A 19,080-nucleotide genomic window follows, 5' to 3' on the forward strand; every position below is an offset into this window, starting at 1 on the left:
GCGTAGATTAGCCGCGTGACTGACATCCGCCACACGGTGTTGACAGGATCTGCTGGTAGAAGTCGTTACCTTTGTCATCGACCAGGATAAACGCAGGGAAATCTTCCACTTCAATTTTCCAGATAGCTTCCATCCTCAGTTCCGGGTACGCCACACATTCCAGGCTCTTAATACTTTGCTGCGCTAATACTGCGGCCGGGCCACCGATGCTGCCCAGGTAAAAACCGCCGTGTTTGTGGCAGGCATCCGTCACCTGCTGGCTACGGTTACCCTTTGCAAGCATGAGCATGCTCGCGCCGTGCGATTGCAGCAGATCCACATAAGAGTCCATGCGGCCAGCCGTTGTCGGGCCTAACGAACCGGAAGCGTAACCGTCTGGCGTTTTAGCCGGGCCTGCGTAGTAGATCGGGTGATCTTTTACGTACTGCGGCAGTGCTTCACCGTTATCCAACAGTTCTTTGAGCTTCGCGTGGGCAATATCACGCGCCACGATGATGGTTCCGCTGAGGGCAAGGCGAGTCGAGACAGGATGCGCTGACAGGCTGGCCAGAATCTCTTTCATCGGTTGGTTCAGGTTAATGCGAACTACCTGGCCTTCGCCCTGCTGGCGCAGTTCTTGCGGAATATACTGCCCAGGATTGCTTTCCAGTTTCTCAATCCAGATACCGTCGCGGTTGATTTTCGCTTTGATGTTACGGTCGGCAGAACAGGATACGCCCATGCCAACCGGGCAGGATGCACCATGGCGCGGCAGTCTGATGACCCGAATATCGTGAGCAAAGTATTTGCCGCCGAACTGGGCACCCAGCCCGAGATTCTGGGCCTCTTGCAACAATTGTTGCTCCAGTTCCACGTCGCGGAAAGCCTGGCCGTGTTCGTTGCCTTCGGTTGGCAGGCCGTCGTAGTAACGCGTGGAAGCCAGCTTAACGGTTTTCAGCGTGGCTTCCGCCGACGTCCCGCCAATAACAAATGCGATGTGGTAAGGCGGGCAAGCCGCAGTGCCGAGGGAACGCATCTTCTCAACCAGATAGTTTTTCAACTTCGCCGGAGTGATGAGCGCTTTCGTTTCCTGATACAGATAGGTTTTGTTGGCGGAACCGCCACCTTTTGCCATGCACAGGAATTTGTACTCATCGCCATCCACACTGTAGAGATCGATTTGCGCAGGCAAATTGGTGCCGGTATTCACCTCTTTATACATATCCAGCGCGACGTTCTGCGAATAGCGCAGGTTATCTTCGGTATAGGTGTTGTAGACACCGCGCGCCAGCGCTGCTTCATCGCCGCCATCGGTCCATACGCGGTGGCCTTTTTTGCCCATGATGATCGCGGTGCCCGTATCCTGGCAGGTCGGCAAAATCCCCTTAGCGGCAATTTCGGAATTGCGCAGGAACTGAAGTGCCACGTATTTGTCGTTATCGCTGGCCTGTGGGTCGAGGAGGATGGAGGCCACTTGCTTCTGGTGAGAAGTACGCAGCATAAAGGCTGCGTCGTGGAACGCCTGCTGTGCCAGCAGCGTCAGCGCCTCGGGTTCGATTTTCAATACTTCCTGGCCGCCAAACTCGCTGGTGGAGACGTATTCACGGCTGAGCAGATAGTATTCGGTTTCATCTGACGCCAGCGGGAAGGGATCCTGATAGACAAACGGTTTATTCGACATAGCTCACTTACTCCATAAAGATAAAAACCGCCGGAGAATGACTCCGACGGTTATGAATCAGAACATCATGGACATCCAGGGATAACCAATCAGTAAAAGGGCGGCGAGGAAAATGGCCCCAAAAATGCTGCCAAGGCGCCAGTAATCTTTGGTTGGCAGATAACCACTGCCGTAATAAATCGGGCTCGGACCTGTGCCGTAAGGCGTGATGATGCCCATTACACCCAGTGAAGTGACCATCAGCAGGACGAAGACATTCATATTCATCCCTGGGATTGTCGCGGCAATGGTCAGCATTGCGGGCAAAAGTGCGGTGGTATGCGCAGTCGTACTGGCAAAAAGGTAGTGCAGCAGATAGAACGCCAGCAGCAGCACAACGGTTGCGACACCTGGTGAAATACCCTGCATTAATTCACCGCCTTCTTTACCGAGCCAGGCGATGAAACCTGTGGTTGAGAGGCCATCGGCAAGGGCGACCAGCGTGGCAAACCAGGCGAAGGTGTTCCACGCCGCTTTATTGCCCGTAATATCCGTCCACGACAAAACGCCCGTCCACAGCATCAGCACGATAATCAGCAGTGCGGCCATGGCTGGTTCAATCCAGTCAGCAGCGAAAATCCACATCATCAGCGCGGAGCAAACAAACACCAGTAAGAGAATTTCATTGCGCGACAGCTTGCCCAACTTTTCCAGTTCACGATTAGCCCACAACGGGACTTCATTGTTTATCTTCACCTCTGGTGGGTAAAACCAGTAAGCGAGCAATGGCATGGTCAGCAGCAGCAGAATACCCAGCGGCAGGAAGGCGATAAACCAGGTGCCCCAGGAGATAGTGATGCCGACAATACTTTTCACCAACGCCAGCGCCAGCAGGTTCGGGGCCAGCGCCGAGAGGAACATAGAGCTTGTGATACAGGCGGCGGTAATGGCGACCCACATTAAATAGGAGCCTATCCGGCGCGCGCTTGGATCGTTGGGTTTTGAACCATACAGCGGTGGCAGGTTAGCGATAATCGGGTAGATAGTCCCGCCGCTACGTGCGGTATTGGACGGTGTGAAAGGAGCTAGTAACAGGTCGGCAAAGGCAATGGCGTAGCCCAGTGTCAGGCTGCGACGCCCGAGATATTTCACCAGAATCAGCGCCAGGCGACGGCCAAACTGGGTCTTATCGTAGCCCGCAGCAAACATAAAGGCGCCGAAAATTAGCCAGACCGTGGAGTTGCCGAAGCCGCTCACCGCCCATTTAAAGGATTGCCCGGCCAGCTTGAATTTCGGATCAGCCAGTTGCTCAGGGCTAAATAGAAGCCATTGGCTGAACAAGGCGATGACGACCACGCCAGTGATACCGATAACCGCGCCAGGTAAGGGTTCAAAGATCAAACCGACAATCACTCCGACAAAGATAGCGAAGTAGTGCCAGGCGTAGGGAGGCAACCCTTCTGGTACCGGAACGAAAAGTAAAAGTACGGCCACAATTATCGGGAGCGCCATCATCAGCAGGCGTTTTTTATTCCCCGCATTCGGACTGGCTGCGCCGGCTGGCGGTATCGCTGTCTGTTTATCTTTCATTTTGAGTATCTTCAAGTAGTTAAAAATACGTTGATATCAGGGAATAATCAGTCTGGTTTTTTTAGTTTAAAAACTTTCTTTAATTATAAATGACTAAATCGATTTATTCCTGACATGGCAATTTATCGCAATAAAATGTGCGTTAAATAAAAATTGGTATTATTTATATATTGCACCTTCATACTGCATTGCAATTGATTGAGATCAAGAAAAACAGGCGGTGACGACTTTTATTTATTAATAGTTATTCGATGTGGTGAGTGGTCTATTCTTATTAAAATAGCTCTAAATGTTAAGTGATGCTGCTTCTCAGTGATGGGTTATTTTATGGTGTCGTGGATAACTAGCTGATATTTATGTAATTAGTTGCGCGTATTGTATGAATTTTTCTTTGGAAAAAGTATCTAAATTGTTATCAATAATTTACTTTCCATGGTGGTGTTCTTTAAAAGTAATAATACAAAAGAGGTATTGTTGTTATTGGTGGTATTAAATAGTTTTTTAACTAACGTAATTAATTTGGTAACTAAAAAAAGAGTTATATTAATGCTATGACAAAAGGAAAGAAAAAACATAACTAAAAATATTTCCGTCACCCTATTCTGAATTTCAATATTTAAAATCTGGAGTTTCAATATGACCAGTAACGATCGTATCTTGCATCCTTTTACCCTACCCAATGGAATTGAGCTGAAAAACCGCTTATTAATGGCACCGATGACAACCTGTACAGGTTATTATGACGGCACGGTAAGCAGCGAACTGGTGGAGTATTATCGTGTTCGGGCAGGCAGCATCGGTGGGGTCATCGTTGAATGCTGTTTTATCGATGATCTCGGCCTGGCGTTTCCTGGCGCTATCGGCATTGATAACAATGAAAAAATAGCCGGTCTGGCAAAAATCGCAGCAGCCATTAAGGCTGAAGGGTCCAAAGCGATTTTGCAGATTTACCATGGCGGCCGGATGGTTGACCCGCAGTTGATTGGCGGACGAACCCCGGTTGCACCGAGTGCCCTGGCGGCACCGCGTGAAGGCGCTGTTGTTCCACGCGCTCTGACGGGTGATGAAGTCGAAGGCATGATAGCTAAATTTGGTGAAGGCGTACGCCGAGCCATTCAGGCCGGTTTCGACGGCGTGGAAATTCATGGCGCCAATACCTATCTGATCCAACAATTCTATTCACCCAACTCTAACCAACGCGACGATGAATGGGGCGGCAGCCGTGACAATCGCGCGAAATTCCCGCTGGCAATCCTGGAAATCACCCACAAAATGGCGCGCCAGTATGCCGACGACGCTTTTATTATCGGTTATCGCTTTTCACCCGAAGAGCTGGAAACTCCCGGTATTCGCTTTGATGACACCCTGTATCTGCTAGAAAAACTGGCCGCACGCGGTGTGGATTATTTGCACTTCTCCGTTGGTGCATCGCTGCGCCCGTCGATTGTTGATACCACCGACCCGACTCCGTTAATTGAAAAATACTGTGCGATGCGTTCTGAGACGCTGGCGCAAGTGCCGGTGATGGGCGTCGGCGGCGTGGTGAATGCGGCAGATGCAGAACAAGGGTTGGAACATGGCTACGATCTGATCGCTGTGGGCCGCGCTTGTATCGCGTATCCAGACTGGACGGCACGCATTGCCCGTGGCGAGGAGCTGGAGCTGTTCATCGACAGCACCCAGCGTGAAGCGCTGCTGATTCCCGAGCCGTTGTGGCGTTTCTCGCTGGTGGAAGCGATGATCCGCGACATGAGCATGGGCGATGCCAAATTTAAACCGGGCGTGTTCGTCGAAACCGTGCAGGACGACGTGAATGAACTGGTTATCAATGTGAGTCTCGAAAACGATCACATTGCCGACATCGAACTGGCCTCAAGCCCGGAACAAAGCGTGGCATTTACCACCAGCTTTGAAGAGATCCGTGAGCGCATTTTGTCTGCCAACACGCCGCATGTCGATGCGATTTCTGGCGCGACCAGCCAGAGCGAAGCGGTGAAAAAAGCGGTATCGAAAGCGATGCTGAAATCCAGCAAAGCGCGAGTCGCGGAAGAAGGCGGTGATGACAACTCACCGAAGAGCTACGATGTTATCGTCGTCGGCAGCGGTGGCGCGGGTCTTGCGGCGGCGATTCAGGCTCACGATGACGGGGCGAGCGTCCTTATTGTTGAAAAAATGCCGACCCTCGGCGGTAACACCATCAAAGCGTCAGCCGGGATGAATGCCGCAGAAACTCGCTTCCAGCGTGTGAAAGGCATTCATGACAGCAAAGAAAAGTTCTACCAGGAAACTCTGATCGGCGGGAAAAACAAAAACAATCCAGAACTGCTGCATTGTTTTGTTGAGAATGCACCGGAAGCCATCGAATGGCTGGCGCATCGCGGCATCATGCTTAACGATATCACCACCACAGGCGGTATGAGCATCGACCGCACCCACCGTCCACGTGACGGATCGGCGGTTGGCGGCTATCTGATTAGCGGGCTGGTGCGCAATATCACCCGACGCGGCATTGATGTGATGCTGGATACGTCGGTGGACGAGATCCTGACCGATAACGGCGCTGTGAGCGGTGTGCGCTTGCTGACTGATGAGCAAGAACGCATTGTGGTGCAGGCGAAAAGCGTGGTGGTTGCCACCGGCGGCTTCAGCGCCAACAGCGAAATGGTCGTGAAATACCGCCCTGACCTGACCGGTTTTGTCACCACCAACCACAAAGGGGCCACCGGCGGCGGTATCGCACTGTTAGAGCGAATCGGCGCAGGCACCGTGGATATGGGCGAAATTCAAATCCACCCAACCGTCGAACAGCAAACGTCGTATCTGATTTCCGAATCGATTCGCGGTGGCGGCGCTATTCTTGTGAGCCAGCAAGGGCAGCGGTTCTTCAACGAAATGGAAACCCGCGATAAAGTCTCGGCGTCGATCATCGCGCTGCCGGAGCACTATGCTTACATCGTCTTTGACGAACATGTGCGGGCGAAAAACAAAGCCTCAGATGAATACATCGCCAAAGGTCTGGTGACGAGTGCGAGCTCGCCACGGGAACTGGCGGAGAAACTGGGAATGGATTATCACGCTTTCCTCGCCACGCTTGAGCGCTACAACGGTTTTGTGGAAAAGCAGTGTGATGACGACTTTGGCCGCACGACCGCGTTGCGTGCGCCAGTAAACGAAGGGCCATTCCACGCCATTCGTATTGCGCCAGGGGTTCATCATACGATGGGCGGCGTGACGATAAATGCCAAAACAGAAGTGTTGAATGTGGGTAATCAAACCATTCCTGGTGCCTATGCAGCAGGGGAAGTGGTTGGCGGCATCCACGGTGCTAACCGCATCGGGGGGAACGCGGTTGCGGATCTCATTATTTTCGGCACCCTGGCTGGGGGGCAAGCGGCGAAACGCGCCAGAGCCTGATACTCAGCGATTGTAGACCGGGTTGGCGTCACGCGAACCCGGCAACACCCCGGCGGCACGTTGCCAGCCGGGGCTACAGCAGAGGAGCCACAATTATGCCCACCGACGAACGTCTCTATAGCTATTGCGCCGAACTGATGGGCTCGCCCATTCTTCTCAAACTCTATTCCCACGATGAAGCGCTCGCCTCCCGCATCTTTCAACTGATTAAGCGTTATGAAGATTTACTCACGGTTAACCGTGCGCAATCTCAGGTGATGAGCATCAACCATGCCGCCGGGCAGCATCCGGTCACCGTCAGCCTTCCAGTTTATGCACTGATTAAATGCGCGAAGGCCGCCAGTATGGCGCAGGATAGCGCGTTCAATCTGGCGATTGGCCCGTTGGTGAAGTTGTGGCGTATTGGCTTTCAGGGGCACCGCGTGCCGTCAGCCGCAGAAATTGCGGAGCGCCTACCGCTGACGCGCCCGCAGGACGTGATTCTGGATGATGAGGCTTGCAGCGTTTTTCTTGCGCAGGCAGGGATGGAGATAGACCTCGGAGCGATTGCCAAAGGCTACATTGCCGACAGGGTTCGTGACTCTCTTCGCCAGCAGGGGGTGAGTGACGCGCTGATTAACCTCGGTGGCAATGTGCATACGTTGGGGAACTGGTCTGTTGGATTAAAAAAACCGTTTGCGCCGGGCGATGCGCTTATTGGCAGTATTGAGGTCGCAAGCCAGTCGGTCGTCACCTCCGGCGTTTACGAGCGTTACTTCGAGCAGGATGGCAAGCGCTGGCACCATATCCTCGACCCGCGCAGCGGTTATCCGCTGGATAACGAACTGGACAGCGTGACGATTATTTCCGCCAACTCTCTTGATGGTGATATCTGGACAACGCTGATTTACGGCTTGGGCGTGGTGAAAGGCTGTGCGGCACTACGCCATCATGAGGATATCGAGGCGATTTTTGTGACCAAAAATCGCGACGTTATCCTCTCTTCGCAGCGTAATTTCCGCTTTTCGTTACTTGATGACAGCTACCGGCTTACTGGCTGTACTGCTTAAGCAAGTTGTACTGTTCGGCAACCAGTCGATAGCGGTACACCGGACGGCCAGTGGCACCATAATGAATGCTGGTATAAAGAATGTTAATTTGTGCCAGCCAAATCAGATACTTGCGGCAAGATACGCGGGAGATAGTGACGGCTGCCGCGAGCTCATCGGTGGAAAACTCTGAGCCCGGATGGTTATCAATCCACTGACAAATTGTGCGTAAGGTTTGTGCCGTCAGCCCTTTTGGCAAGCGCCGGTCGTCGGTGCTTTCCGGGCTCGCCCCATGCAGCAAGCGATCGACTTCCACCTGCTCATAGTACGGCTGGTTGGTCATCAGCTTGCGCTTCTCCCGCCACGCGTTCAGAGCCTCTTCAAAACGAGGGAACTGGAACGGTTTAATCAGGTAGTCCACCACGCCATAACGCAGGGATGTTTGCACTGTGGTGGCATCGGCTGCGGAAGTAATCATTATCACATCGATGGCGCGGCCAGAGGCACGGATCACCGGCAGGAGATCCAGCCCGCTGTGCTGTTGCATATAAACATCCAGCAGCACCAGATCGATCTCAAGTGCAGGGTCGCTGAGCATTTCTTTTGCCTGGGGCAGCGTTGAGGCTGTGCCACAGCAGCGGAAACCGGGAACTCTGGCCACATACATGCGGTTAAGCTCGGCCACCATGGCATCATCATCAACAATTAATACATTTATCATGTTGGAATCCTATTACTGTCCCAGGGAAGATGAACAAAAAATTGGGTATACACTCCGGGTTCAGATTCGACAGAAATACTGCCGCCCAATGTGTTTAATTGTTGGCGGGTAAGGAACAGCCCGACGCCACGGTTTTCACCTTTAGTTGAAAAACCTTTCGCGAAGACAGCCTCAATGTTGGCCTGCGCAATCCCCGGGCCGTCATCGCTCACTTCGCCACTTAGCCAACCGTTCTGGTAATGCAGCAGCACAGTGACTTCGCCTTCTGGCTGTTCGCTCATCGCATCCAGTGCATTTTCAATCAGATTACCGAGCGCCGTCACCAGCGCCGTTACCTGTTTCTCATTCACGCTATCAGGCACCAGGCTCTCTTCTGCCAGCGTCAGGGTGAAGCCCAGTTCTTTGGCGCGATGTATTTTTCCCAGAAGAAAACCCGCCACGACTGGGGCTTTGATTTGATGCTGAATTGCGCCGATATCCGTCTGGTAATTATGGGCAGTTTGCAGCACGTATTCTTCAAGCTTGTCGTAACTCTTCATGTTCAACAGGCCGAGGATAACGTGCAGTTTGTTCATGAATTCATGGGACGTGGTGCGTAAGGCATCAACATAATTCACCATGCCATCAAGACGTTGAAGTAACTGACTGACTTCCGTTTTGTCGCGGAAGGTACTTATCGCACCGACGATGGTTCCTTGATGATGAATGGGAACGGTATTGCTGATAAGCAGCAATCCGTTGCAGGTAAGCTCGCGGTCATAAATGGGTTTGTCATGCTCTAACACTTCCTGAAGCGCTGCCAGCAGCGGCCCTTCATCAACCTCATCGTCGGGAGAGGATTGCAGCATTTTTCTGGCTGCCGGGTTAACCAGCGTCACCTGACCGTGTTCATCCACGGCCATTACCCCTTCTTTTAACGAATGCAGCATCGCCTGGCGTTGCTTGAGCTTGGCGGAAAGATCATGGGGCTCATGTCCCAGCAGTGCACGTTTCAATACGCGCACCAGACTCAGCGTGCCGAGCGTACACACCAGTGCACTGAACAGAACGGTGAATAAGACGTTCCTGCGGCTACGCGCGAGTTGTTCGTCCACTTTGCTCAGTGGAACACCGACGGCGACGACACCTATCTGCTGGCGCTGGTCATTATAGACGGGTGTATAGACGCGCAATGCAGGCCCCAGTGCGCCGTTGTTTATCGCGACATTTTCTTTGCCTTTCAGCGTGGGGTTAATGTCATTACCGATGTAATGCAGCCCAATGAGTTGGCTATTGGGATGCGAGTGGCGAATCCCGTTCATGTCGGTCACGACGGCGAAAAGCAAATGGTTGCGCTTCATTGCAGCAAGCGCCAGAGGTTGAACGATATTGCAACTGGGTGGCAATGTCAGACCGCGTTTGACTTCCGGTGTATCGGCGAGCGTTCGCGCGACGGCCAATGCCGTATCTTTCAGACCGTCACGTGTCGCATTGCTGATTTGTGAAAACCACAGAGAGAACACCAACAACAATACAGTGCCAAGCACACTGCAAATCATAAGCGTCACCGTTGTGCTGAGTTTCATCGGGCGCTTACGGGAGGGTGATAAAACGGTCATGTCGGTCCAGAAGAGTAACGGTGAAGTGCAGATTATCGCAGATGGGGATGGGTACATAAAGCCGTGCCAATCAAGCAAAACGGCCTTCAGAGGCGGGGAAGCGTGACCCTACTCGCAGGACTGGCAGATAAATATCCCTATAGTATGTGCGGACGCTTTAAATGGAGGTTTTTTATGAGCAGTAAGCCAACCGGTTCAATGATGGGACGACGTAATAGCGGTACGGAAAATATCGATAAACTCACAACAGAGGATATGCTGGCGGCAATCCTTAAAGACGACCGCGAAATCACCAATGCGATAGCCACCTGTTTGCCGACGGTCACCCGTTTAGTCGATCGTGCGGTGGCGACTTTCAGCCGGGGTGGGCGTGTCGTTATCGTCGGTGCAGGTGCCTCAGGGCGCGCGGCGATGCAGGTGGCATGTGAGTTTGCCCCTGATACACATCATGGGCTTATTGGGTTGATTGCGGGTGGCCCAGAAGCAATGTTACAGGAGCTGGAGGCTGCCGCAGGCGATTACGACCGTGGTATCAACGACTTGCAGGCCATTCATTTTAACCAAAATGACATGCTGCTTGGCCTGTCAGTCAGCGGTAAAACGCCATGGGTATGGGGTGCGCTCCGTTACGCGAGGTCGCTTGACGCGCCAGTGGCGGTTATCACCCAGGATGCCGGGAGTGAAGTGGCACAACTGGCGGATATCGTCATTGCACCCGATACCGGACCGGAAGTGGTGGTGGGATTTGCTAATCCCAAGGCGCGGCTGGCTCAGCGGCAGATCCTCACGATGCTCTCGACGGGGTTGGCGATTCGCACTGGCCGAGTTTATGGCAATTTGCGGGTCGATATTAACGCATCCAGCACCCGTTGGGCGGAGCGGCAGATAGCCATTGTGATGGAAGCGACGCACTGTTCTCGCGCACAAGCGAAGGAGACGCTGGGAAGCTGCAATCATGACTGTCGAACGGCGATTCTGATGTTATTGACCGGGCTGGACGTCTGGAATGCGCGGGATGTGCTGGCTGAAAACAGCGAACATCTGCGGATTTCCCTTGAGGAGGCTAAGCGTCGGTCTGTCCAAAAAGCGTCGTGACATCAGCTAAAAGTATCGGGTCATGGATGATAAAACGGTGAAAGCATGTTGATGCCTTCACCGTTTTTTTGTGCCTGATGGGCAGGGTCAATAAGGGGGGATTACATGATCCATCCCAGCAGCAATGTTGCGGCGATGACGGTCGATGCCCCGCCAATACGGGTCGCAATTTGCGCGAAAGGCATCAGCGACATACGATTTGACGCCGACAATATCGCCACATCTCCTGTACCGCCCAAACCACTGTGACAGCACGTAACGATAGCCGCTTCAATCGGGTACATATTCAGGCGAGAGGCAATGAAAAAGCCGCTCAATGACATGGTGATGACCACCGAACCGCACACCACGACATAGCCAACGGAAAAGACAGAGACGACGCTTTCCAGCGGCACATACAGCATTCCAAGCCCAATCATCAACGGCCAAACTAACGCTGCCGAGACAAATTTGTAGCAGCTATGTGCACCCATCTCCATCGCTGACGGGATCAATTTTGCATATTTACAGAAGACAGCAGCCAGGATCATCAACACCGGCCCTGGAATGTGTACCAGTTTCTCAAACAAGCCGCCGACGATGAAAAAGGCGCAAATCATCAATAACCCGGCACCCATCAGATGAAAATCAGTTTGCTGAGAGCCTTGAGTCTGCGCAAACAAACTGTTGTCTTCGCGGCTGCGGATCAACATCCCATTACCGGTTAGCGACGGACGACGGCTGCCGATACGTGCCAGAACACCTGCGCAAATAATCGCGAAGATATTACCTACCACTGCGGCAGGTGCCAGTTGCGCGACATACACATCCGGGGTTTGCCCCAGTATTGCGGAATAAGCGAGTGAAAGTGGCAGAATCCCTTCACCAATGCCCCCACCGATAATAGGTACGATGATAAAGAAGAATGTATGGTAGATGCTGTAGCCGAACATTGAACCGACCAGCAGACCGGTTAACACCGCCGTACCGGTTCCCACGACAAGTGGCACAAACATGCGGATCATGCCCTGGATGAGGATTGTCCGGTTCATACCTAAAATGCTACCCACCACTAAACACGCAATAACAAAATAAAGCAGGTTCGCTTCTTTCATCAGCAGGTGCACGGTAGCCATTGTTTGTTCTTCAAACAGACCGTAATAGACCAACACGGAAGGCACCATCAGACACAATATTGCCGGGCCGCCAATGTCTTTAATAACGGGGATCATGCGGCCTATTTTTGCAAAAGAAAAACCCAGGGTCATGATGATAGCCAGGCCGCCAATCATATTTTTGGGAAGCAACCCGGAGGCACCTGAAACGGCAACAATGGCGGCAATAACAACGAACAACAATATTGGTACGGAGCCGACTTCCATATTACCCAGAAGTCGCAGCGATGGCCCACCTGAGGCGGGTTTTTCAATGGGATGATTTAGTGGGTTATTTTCCATTTTTGTTACCTGATTTTATATTAATAAGTAATGTAGGGGGAGGGCAAAATAATAGAGTAATAAAAAATAAAAGTGACGTAACAATTAAATCACTATGCAACGATTTCGCTGAGAAACTAACATACGGTAGGGTAATTAAATAGCCCCGGATATTTTTATTTTGATGGTTTTGTGATGCTGGTGGAATGTTCTATTTAAATAATTTAATTCTTATTTTTGTAAGTAAAGTTACTGAATGAGGGTGGCAATCGCGCAAGCACAATGCGACATTTATATTTGTAAGTAAAGTAGCTGCCATGAAAGTATTTAAACAAGAGCAAGTGTGATTTCAATCACCCTACTATCAAAAGGGGATCGTTAAATTACCCGAACAAATAGATTGTGCCCTGCTTGTTTCATTATGCACTCTGGAGATTCCATGCCATCACTACTATTACAATCTCTGTTCCCATTGGTATTTATCATGCTGCTCGGATGGTTAAGTGGGAAGTTAGGCTACACTCGCCGCGAGGATGCCTCAGTTTTAGCTACGGTAGTTATCCGTTTTGCTCTGCCGTTTCATCTTTTTATCGGCGCATTAAATACTGACCCTGAAAAAATACAGAACTTTTCATTTATGGCGGTTCTGATGATTGGTTTGATGGGGACCTGGTTCATCACGCTGCTCATCTCACGGTTCGTTTTCCGTCATGATATCAAGACCAGTGCGGTTCAGTCGCTGGTCTGTGCTTTCCCTGATATGGCGTATTTTGGTGCCCCGGTGCTGGCCGTATTAATCGGGCCAGAAGGCTTTTTAGGTGTACTGATAGGGAACTTAATCACCAGCGTATTTATGATACCGCTTACGATTATCCTGATTCGTATGGGGGATAAAAAGGGTGAAAATAGCCTCGACGATATCCACCCGGTTCAGCTTGTTCTGCAAAATCTTATCAAAGCGATAAAAAACCCGATTGTCTGGATCCCCATCTCTGGCGTGTTACTGAGCCTGGCTGGCGTGCAATTGCCGCATCTGCTTAGCGCACCAATCGAAATGGTAGGTAAAATTGCAGGCGGTCTTTCTCTGTTCGCTCTGGGCCTTTTATTTTATGGCGAGCGCCCAGCACTCAATGTTCAGACATTTACGAATATTAGTCTTAAAAATCTCATTCAGCCTGGGTTGATGGCCGTGGCTGGCCTGGCTTTTGGCTTGAGTCATACCTTAATGCAGCAGGTGATTATCATCGGTGCCACTCCTTCCGCTATCGCCGCGGGAATGTTCGCGCTGCGTAGTGATGCTTATATTGAAACAGCCTCGTCATCAATTTTGATTGGTACCGCCATCGGTGTTTTCACCGAAGGAATAATGATTTATTTGATTTCTTAATTATCGCCAGGTAGAAATTTAATTTACATTTAAAAATAAATATTCAGGAGCAGGTAAATGTTAGTTAAAGAAACACTCTATACACCCTATAATGGTTCCCTGTTGCTCGAGAATCCATTATTAAATAAAGGCCTTGCTTTTACCGATAACGAACGTCAGGCTTTTAATCTTCATGGTTTACTGCCCCATAAAGTTGAAACTATTCAGGAACAGACCGAACGTGCCTGGGATCAATTTTGCCAGTTTAAGAAAGATATTTCTCGTCATATCTATTTGAGAAATATTCAAGATACTAACGAGACGCTATTTTATAATCTGCTGCGCACGCATATGAAAGACACCCTGCCGATTATCTACACGCCAACGGTAGGAGAGGCCTGCGAGCATTTCTCTGATATTTATCGCCGTGGAAGAGGATTATTCATCTCCTGGCCAAACCGCCATAATATTGATGAAATGCTACAAAGTTTCTCCCGTAACGACATTCGCGTCATTGTCGTCACCGATGGTGAACGCATCCTGGGTCTGGGCGACCAGGGCGTGGGAGGAATGGGCATTCCAATCGGCAAACTCTCTTTATACACCGCGTGTGGCGGCATTCATCCTGCTTCGACATTACCGATCATGCTGGATGTTGGCACCAACAATACCCGCCATCTGGACGATCCGCTGTATATGGGATGGCGCCACCCGCGCATCACCGACGATCAGTACATTGAGTTCATGGACATGTTTGTTGAAGCGGTGAAGAACCGTTGGCCAAATGTACTGCTGCAATTTGAAGATTTTGCCCAGAAAAATGCCACCAAATTGCTCAACCGCTACCGCGACACGTTGTGCTGCTTTAATGATGATATTCAGGGAACCGCAGCGGTGACTGCCGGAACGCTTATTGCTGCGGTTAAAACGGCGGGAGGACGGCTGCGCGATCAACGTGTGGTCTTCCTGGGCGGTGGTTCGGCAGGGTGTGGTATTGCTGAGAAAATTATCACGCTGATGATGGAGGATGGTCTGTCTGAAAGTCAGGCGCGCAATAATATCTTTATGGTTGACCGTTTTGGTCTGCTGACCGACGAGATGCCTAATCTTCTCGATTTCCAACAGAAACTGGTTACGGCAAGAGACGCGATTAGCCACTGGGATGTAGAGACGGCAAATATCTCATTGAAGGATGTGGTGCGTAATGCCCATCCGACGGTGATGATTGGCGTATCCGGGCAGCCTGGCTTATTTAGCGAAGAGATCGTCAAGGAAATGCATCAGCATTGCCCACGTCCCATCATTATGCCGCTCTCCAACCCGACTTCCCGTGCTGAAGCTCAGCCCAAAGATCTTCTCGAGTGGACGCAGGGACAAGCGCTGGTTGCGACGGGCAGCCCGTTTGCACCAGTTTCCTGTCTGGGGCAAGAGCACGAAATTGCGCAGTGTAACAATGCCTATATTTTCCCAGGATTAGGGCTTGGGATACTGGCAGTAAAAGCCTCTCGGGTCACCGATGGCATGCTGTCCGTGGCCAGTAAGACGCTGGCGGCGCATTCACCACTGGCCAACACCGGAAAGGGCGGGTTACTGCCTCCAGTCGAAAGTATTGAAGAGATTTCCATGGCCATTGCGCTTGAGGTCGCTCGCATGGCGCAGCAAGAAGGTGTGGCACCGATGATGAGTGAAGAGGAATTGCTCAACAGCATCGAAAAAACATACTGGAAAGCCAATTACACATCCTACAAACGCGCTTCACTTTGATTGTTAATAAATAAAATACCGCCTTCATCATGAAGGCGGTCAGTGCAACACCGTTTTATTCCCTCTCCATTGTCAATTTCCCTTCATGTCTGCGTAACAATTCCGTAACCCAACAGTTATTTTTCTGTCATACGCGCATGTCATGTTTTGGTGCGAACAAAAACGCGTATTTTCGCGCAGCTTAAATGCCCCATAACTAGAGAGATAAGACATGACTGCATCGTTACGACGTACAGCACTTTACCTTGCGCTGGGATGCATACTTAGCAGCAACGCCATCGCCGCCACTTCGATTCCTTTCTGGCATTCGATGGAAGGTGAACTGGGTAAAGAAGTGGATTCTTTAGCACAACGCTTTAACCAGACACATCCTGACTACAAAATTGTCCCGGTTTATAAGGGCAACTACGAACAAAACCTGGCTGCAGGGATTGCGGCTTTCCGCTCGGGTAACGCCCCGGCAATTCTGCAAGTTTATGAAGTGGGTACGGCGACGATGATGGCCTCGAAAGCGATCAAGCCGGTGTATGAAGTCTTCAGTGATGCAGGCATTAAATTCGACGAATCCCAGTTTGTCCCGACGGTTTCCGGTTACTACACCGATTCAAAAACCGGGCATTTGCTCTCCCAGCCGTTTAACAGCTCCACACCGGTTCTGTATTACAACAAGGACGCCTTTAAGAAAGCTGGACTGAACCCGGATCAGCCACCAAAAACCTGGCAGGATTTGGCTGAGTACACCGCCAAACTTAAAGCGGCGGGCATGAAATGCGGCTACGCAAGCGGCTGGCAGGGTTGGATTCAGATTGAAAACTTCAGCGCCTGGAACGGCCTGCCGGTTGCCACGAAAAACAACGGTTTTGATGGCACCGATGCGGTTCTGGAGTTCAACAAACCTGAGCAGGTGAAACACATCGCCCTGCTGGAAGAGCTGAATAAGAAAGGTGATTTCAGCTACTTTGGTCGCAAAGACGAATCCACCGAGAAGTTCTACAACGGGGATTGTGCAATCACGACCGCCTCTTCTGGCTCGCTGGCTGATATCCGCCAGTACGCTAAGTTCAACTACGGCGTGGGCATGATGCCTTACGATTCCTCCATCCCGAATGCACCGCAAAACGCCATCATTGGTGGGGCAAGTCTGTGGGTGATGCAGGGCAAAGATGCCGCGACCTACAAAGGCGTTGCTGAGTTTATGCAGTTCCTTACCCAGCCAGAAATCGCTGCGGAATGGCACCAGAAAACCGGTTATCTGCCAATCACTAAAGCGGCGTATGACCTGACGCGCGAGCAAGGTTTCTATGAGAAAAATCCGGGTGCGGATATTGCAACGCGCCAGATGCTGAACAAGCCACCGTTGCCATTCACCAAAGGTTTGCGTCTGGGCAACATGCCGCAGATTCGTACCATTGTGGATGAGGAGCTGGAATCGGTGTGGACGGGTAAAAAGACCCCACAGCAGGCGCTGGATTCAGCGGTTGAGCGTGGCAATCAGTTGCTGCGTCGCTTTGAGCAGTCGACTAAGTCTTAGTACACAACCCTCACCCTAACCCTCTCCCTGAGGGAGAGGGGACTGTCTGATTTCTCCTGCAGGTGAGGGAGAGGGGACTGTCCGGTTTCTCCTTCAGGTGAGGGAGAGGGGATTTTCTTTTCTCCCTCTCCTGGGGGAGAGGGCCGGGGTGAGGGCGACCAATGCCACACATTAAGAGCAACACTATGTCATCTTCTCGACCCGTATTCCGTTCCGGCTGGCTCCCCTATGCGCTAGTACTTCCGCAACTGATTATCACCATTATCTTCTTCATTTGGCCTGCGGGCGAAGCACTGTGGTATTCGCTGCAAAATGTCGATCCATTTGGTCTTTCGAGCACCTTTGTGGGTCTGGATAACTTCAAACAGCTTTTCCACGACAGCTACTACCTCGACTCTTTCTACACCACCTTAATTTTCAGTGGATTAGTGGCGGGTAGCGGCCTGCTGGTGTCGCTCTTTTTCGCCGCCCTCACGGATTATGTCGTGCGCGGTAGCCGTATTTATCAAACGTTAATGCTGCTGCCTTATGCGGTGGCACCGGCGATTGCCGCCGTGCTGTGGATCTTTCTGTTTAACCCTGGTCGCGGGTTGATAACCCACGTACTGGAACAGTTTGGCTATCACTGGAACCATGCGCAAAACAGCGGCCAGGCGATGTTTCTTGTCGTATTCGCCTCGGTGTGGAAGCAAATCAGCTACAACTTCCTGTTCTTCTTCGCCGCCTTACAGTCCATTCCGCGTTCATTAATCGAAGCCGCGTCTATCGACGGAGCCGGGCCTGTGCGCCGTTTCTTCAAGCTGTCGCTGCCGCTCATTGCGCCGGTGAGTTTCTTCCTGCTGGTGGTCAATCTGGTCTACGCCTTTTTCGATACCTTTCCGGTTATCGACGCCGCAACAGGCGGTGGGCCGGTGCAGGCGACCACCACGCTTATCTACAAAATTTATCGCGAAGGTTTTGCCGGGCTCGATCTCTCGGCATCAGCGGCGCAATCCGTGGTGCTGATGTTCCTGGTCATCATCCTGACGGTCATTCAGTTCCGGTTTGTGGAACGTAAGGTGCGCTACCAATGATTGAGAATCGCCGTGGGCTGACAATCTTCAGCCACACCATGCTCATTCTGGGCATCATCGTGATTTTGTTCCCGCTGTATGTCGCGTTTGTCGCGGCTACGCTGGATAACAAAGCGGTATTTCAGACGCCAATGACGCTGATCCCAGGCACGCATTTGCTGGAAAATATGGCCCATATCTGGACGCACGGCGTGGGGGCGAACAGCGCGCCGTTTGGTCTGATGTTGCTCAATAGCTTTGTGATGGCGCTGGTGATTACCGTTGGCAAAATCACTGTCTCCATGCTGTCTGCCTTTGCCATTGTCTGGTTTCGTTTTCCGCTGCGTAACCTGTTCTTCTGGATGATATTTATCACCCTGATGCTGCCGGTTGAGGTACGTATTTTCCCGACGGTTGAAGTTATCGCGAATCTCCACATGCTCGACAGCTACACCGGCCTGACGTTGCCGTTAATGGCATCGGCAACCGCGACCTTCTTGTTCCGCCAGTTCTTCATGACGCTTCCCGACGAATTGATGGAAGCCGCACGTATCGACGGCGCATCACCCATGCGCTTTTTCCGCGACATCGTGCTGCCGCTGTCGAAAACCAATCTGGCGGCGCTGTTTGTCATCACCTTTATCTACGGCTGGAACCAGTATCTGTGGCCGTTGCTGATTATCAGCGACGTCAACCTCGGCACCGCCGTGGCAGGTATCAAAGGCATGATGTCTTCCGGTGAGGGCACGACTCAGTGGAACCAGGTGATGGCGGCCATGTTACTGACGTTGATTCCCCCGGTAATTATCGTTTTAGCCATGCAACGCGCGTTCGTGCGTGGCCTGGTTGACAGTGAGAAGTGAGAAA

13 protein-coding genes are annotated in these 19,080 nt (G+C 51.5%); 8 read left to right on the forward strand and 5 right to left on the reverse strand.

The window, feature by feature from the left end; genetic code table 11:
• Window positions 1-7 precede the first annotated feature (7 nt).
• Both fumA and RHD99_RS00610 read right to left on the reverse strand, forming a co-directional pair.
• Window positions 8-1,660 carry a class I fumarate hydratase FumA gene (gene fumA, locus RHD99_RS00605; protein WP_309877124.1) on the reverse strand — a complete coding sequence of 551 codons (1,653 nt, stop codon included), beginning with the start codon at window positions 1,658-1,660 and terminating at the stop codon, window positions 8-10.
• A gap of 57 nt (window positions 1,661-1,717) precedes the next feature.
• On the reverse strand, window positions 1,718-3,229 hold the full coding sequence (locus RHD99_RS00610; protein ID WP_309877125.1) for an anion permease: 1,512 nt from the start codon (window positions 3,227-3,229) through the stop codon (window positions 1,718-1,720).
• A 636-nt stretch (window positions 3,230-3,865) separates the two neighbouring features.
• Here RHD99_RS00610 and RHD99_RS00615 point away from each other — a divergent pair.
• Window positions 3,866-6,643: an NADH-dependent fumarate reductase gene (locus RHD99_RS00615; RefSeq protein WP_309877126.1), complete on the forward strand. Its 2,778-nt coding sequence runs from the start codon at window positions 3,866-3,868 to the stop codon at window positions 6,641-6,643.
• A 95-nt stretch (window positions 6,644-6,738) separates the two neighbouring features.
• Window positions 6,739-7,692 carry an FAD:protein FMN transferase gene (locus RHD99_RS00620; protein WP_309877127.1) on the forward strand — a complete coding sequence of 318 codons (954 nt, stop codon included), beginning with the start codon at window positions 6,739-6,741 and terminating at the stop codon, window positions 7,690-7,692.
• Here the strand turns inward: RHD99_RS00620 and dcuR are convergent.
• Both dcuR and RHD99_RS00630 read right to left on the reverse strand, forming a co-directional pair.
• A complete protein-coding gene (gene dcuR, locus RHD99_RS00625) occupies window positions 7,673-8,392 on the reverse strand; it encodes a two-component system response regulator DcuR (RefSeq protein WP_309877128.1) in 720 nt (239 codons plus the stop codon). The genes RHD99_RS00620 and dcuR overlap by 20 nt on opposite strands.
• Complete coding sequence (locus tag RHD99_RS00630) at window positions 8,389-9,990, reverse strand: sensor histidine kinase (protein ID WP_309877129.1); 1,602 nt, start codon at window positions 9,988-9,990, stop codon at window positions 8,389-8,391. Before RHD99_RS00630 ends, dcuR begins: the two co-directional genes overlap by 4 nt.
• Before the next feature lie 174 nt (window positions 9,991-10,164).
• Between RHD99_RS00630 and RHD99_RS00635 the strand changes: the two genes are divergently transcribed.
• Window positions 10,165-11,085 (forward strand): N-acetylmuramic acid 6-phosphate etherase, encoded by a 921-nt coding sequence (locus RHD99_RS00635; protein WP_309877130.1) that lies wholly within the window; start codon window positions 10,165-10,167, stop codon window positions 11,083-11,085.
• Window positions 11,086-11,186: 101 nt separating this feature from the next.
• Here RHD99_RS00635 and RHD99_RS00640 read toward each other — a convergent pair whose 3' ends face one another.
• On the reverse strand, window positions 11,187-12,521 hold the full coding sequence (locus RHD99_RS00640; protein ID WP_309877131.1) for a 2-hydroxycarboxylate transporter family protein: 1,335 nt from the start codon (window positions 12,519-12,521) through the stop codon (window positions 11,187-11,189).
• A gap of 418 nt (window positions 12,522-12,939) precedes the next feature.
• Between RHD99_RS00640 and RHD99_RS00645 the strand changes: the two genes are divergently transcribed.
• From RHD99_RS00645 to ugpE, 5 genes are all read left to right on the forward strand, one after another.
• Window positions 12,940-13,887 carry an AEC family transporter gene (locus tag RHD99_RS00645; RefSeq protein WP_309877132.1) on the forward strand — a complete coding sequence of 316 codons (948 nt, stop codon included), beginning with the start codon at window positions 12,940-12,942 and terminating at the stop codon, window positions 13,885-13,887.
• 57 nt (window positions 13,888-13,944) lie between these two features.
• Window positions 13,945-15,630 (forward strand): NAD-dependent malic enzyme, encoded by a 1,686-nt coding sequence (locus tag RHD99_RS00650; protein ID WP_183272158.1) that lies wholly within the window; start codon window positions 13,945-13,947, stop codon window positions 15,628-15,630.
• A 211-nt stretch (window positions 15,631-15,841) separates the two neighbouring features.
• Entirely contained in the window at window positions 15,842-17,161 is a 1,320-nt protein-coding gene (gene ugpB / locus RHD99_RS00655; protein WP_183272159.1) for a sn-glycerol-3-phosphate ABC transporter substrate-binding protein UgpB, read from the forward strand.
• Window positions 17,162-17,346: 185 nt separating this feature from the next.
• Entirely contained in the window at window positions 17,347-18,234 is an 888-nt protein-coding gene (gene ugpA, locus RHD99_RS00660) for a sn-glycerol-3-phosphate ABC transporter permease UgpA (RefSeq protein WP_183272160.1), read from the forward strand.
• Window positions 18,231-19,076: a sn-glycerol-3-phosphate ABC transporter permease UgpE gene (gene ugpE / locus RHD99_RS00665; RefSeq protein ID WP_309877133.1), complete on the forward strand. Its 846-nt coding sequence runs from the start codon at window positions 18,231-18,233 to the stop codon at window positions 19,074-19,076. The genes ugpA and ugpE overlap by 4 nt, the downstream gene beginning before the upstream one ends.
• Window positions 19,077-19,080: the final 4 nt, after the last annotated feature.

Origin of the sequence: Buttiauxella selenatireducens, assembly GCF_031432975.1 — a bacterium.
GTDB classification, from domain to species: domain Bacteria; phylum Pseudomonadota; class Gammaproteobacteria; order Enterobacterales; family Enterobacteriaceae; genus Buttiauxella; species Buttiauxella selenatireducens.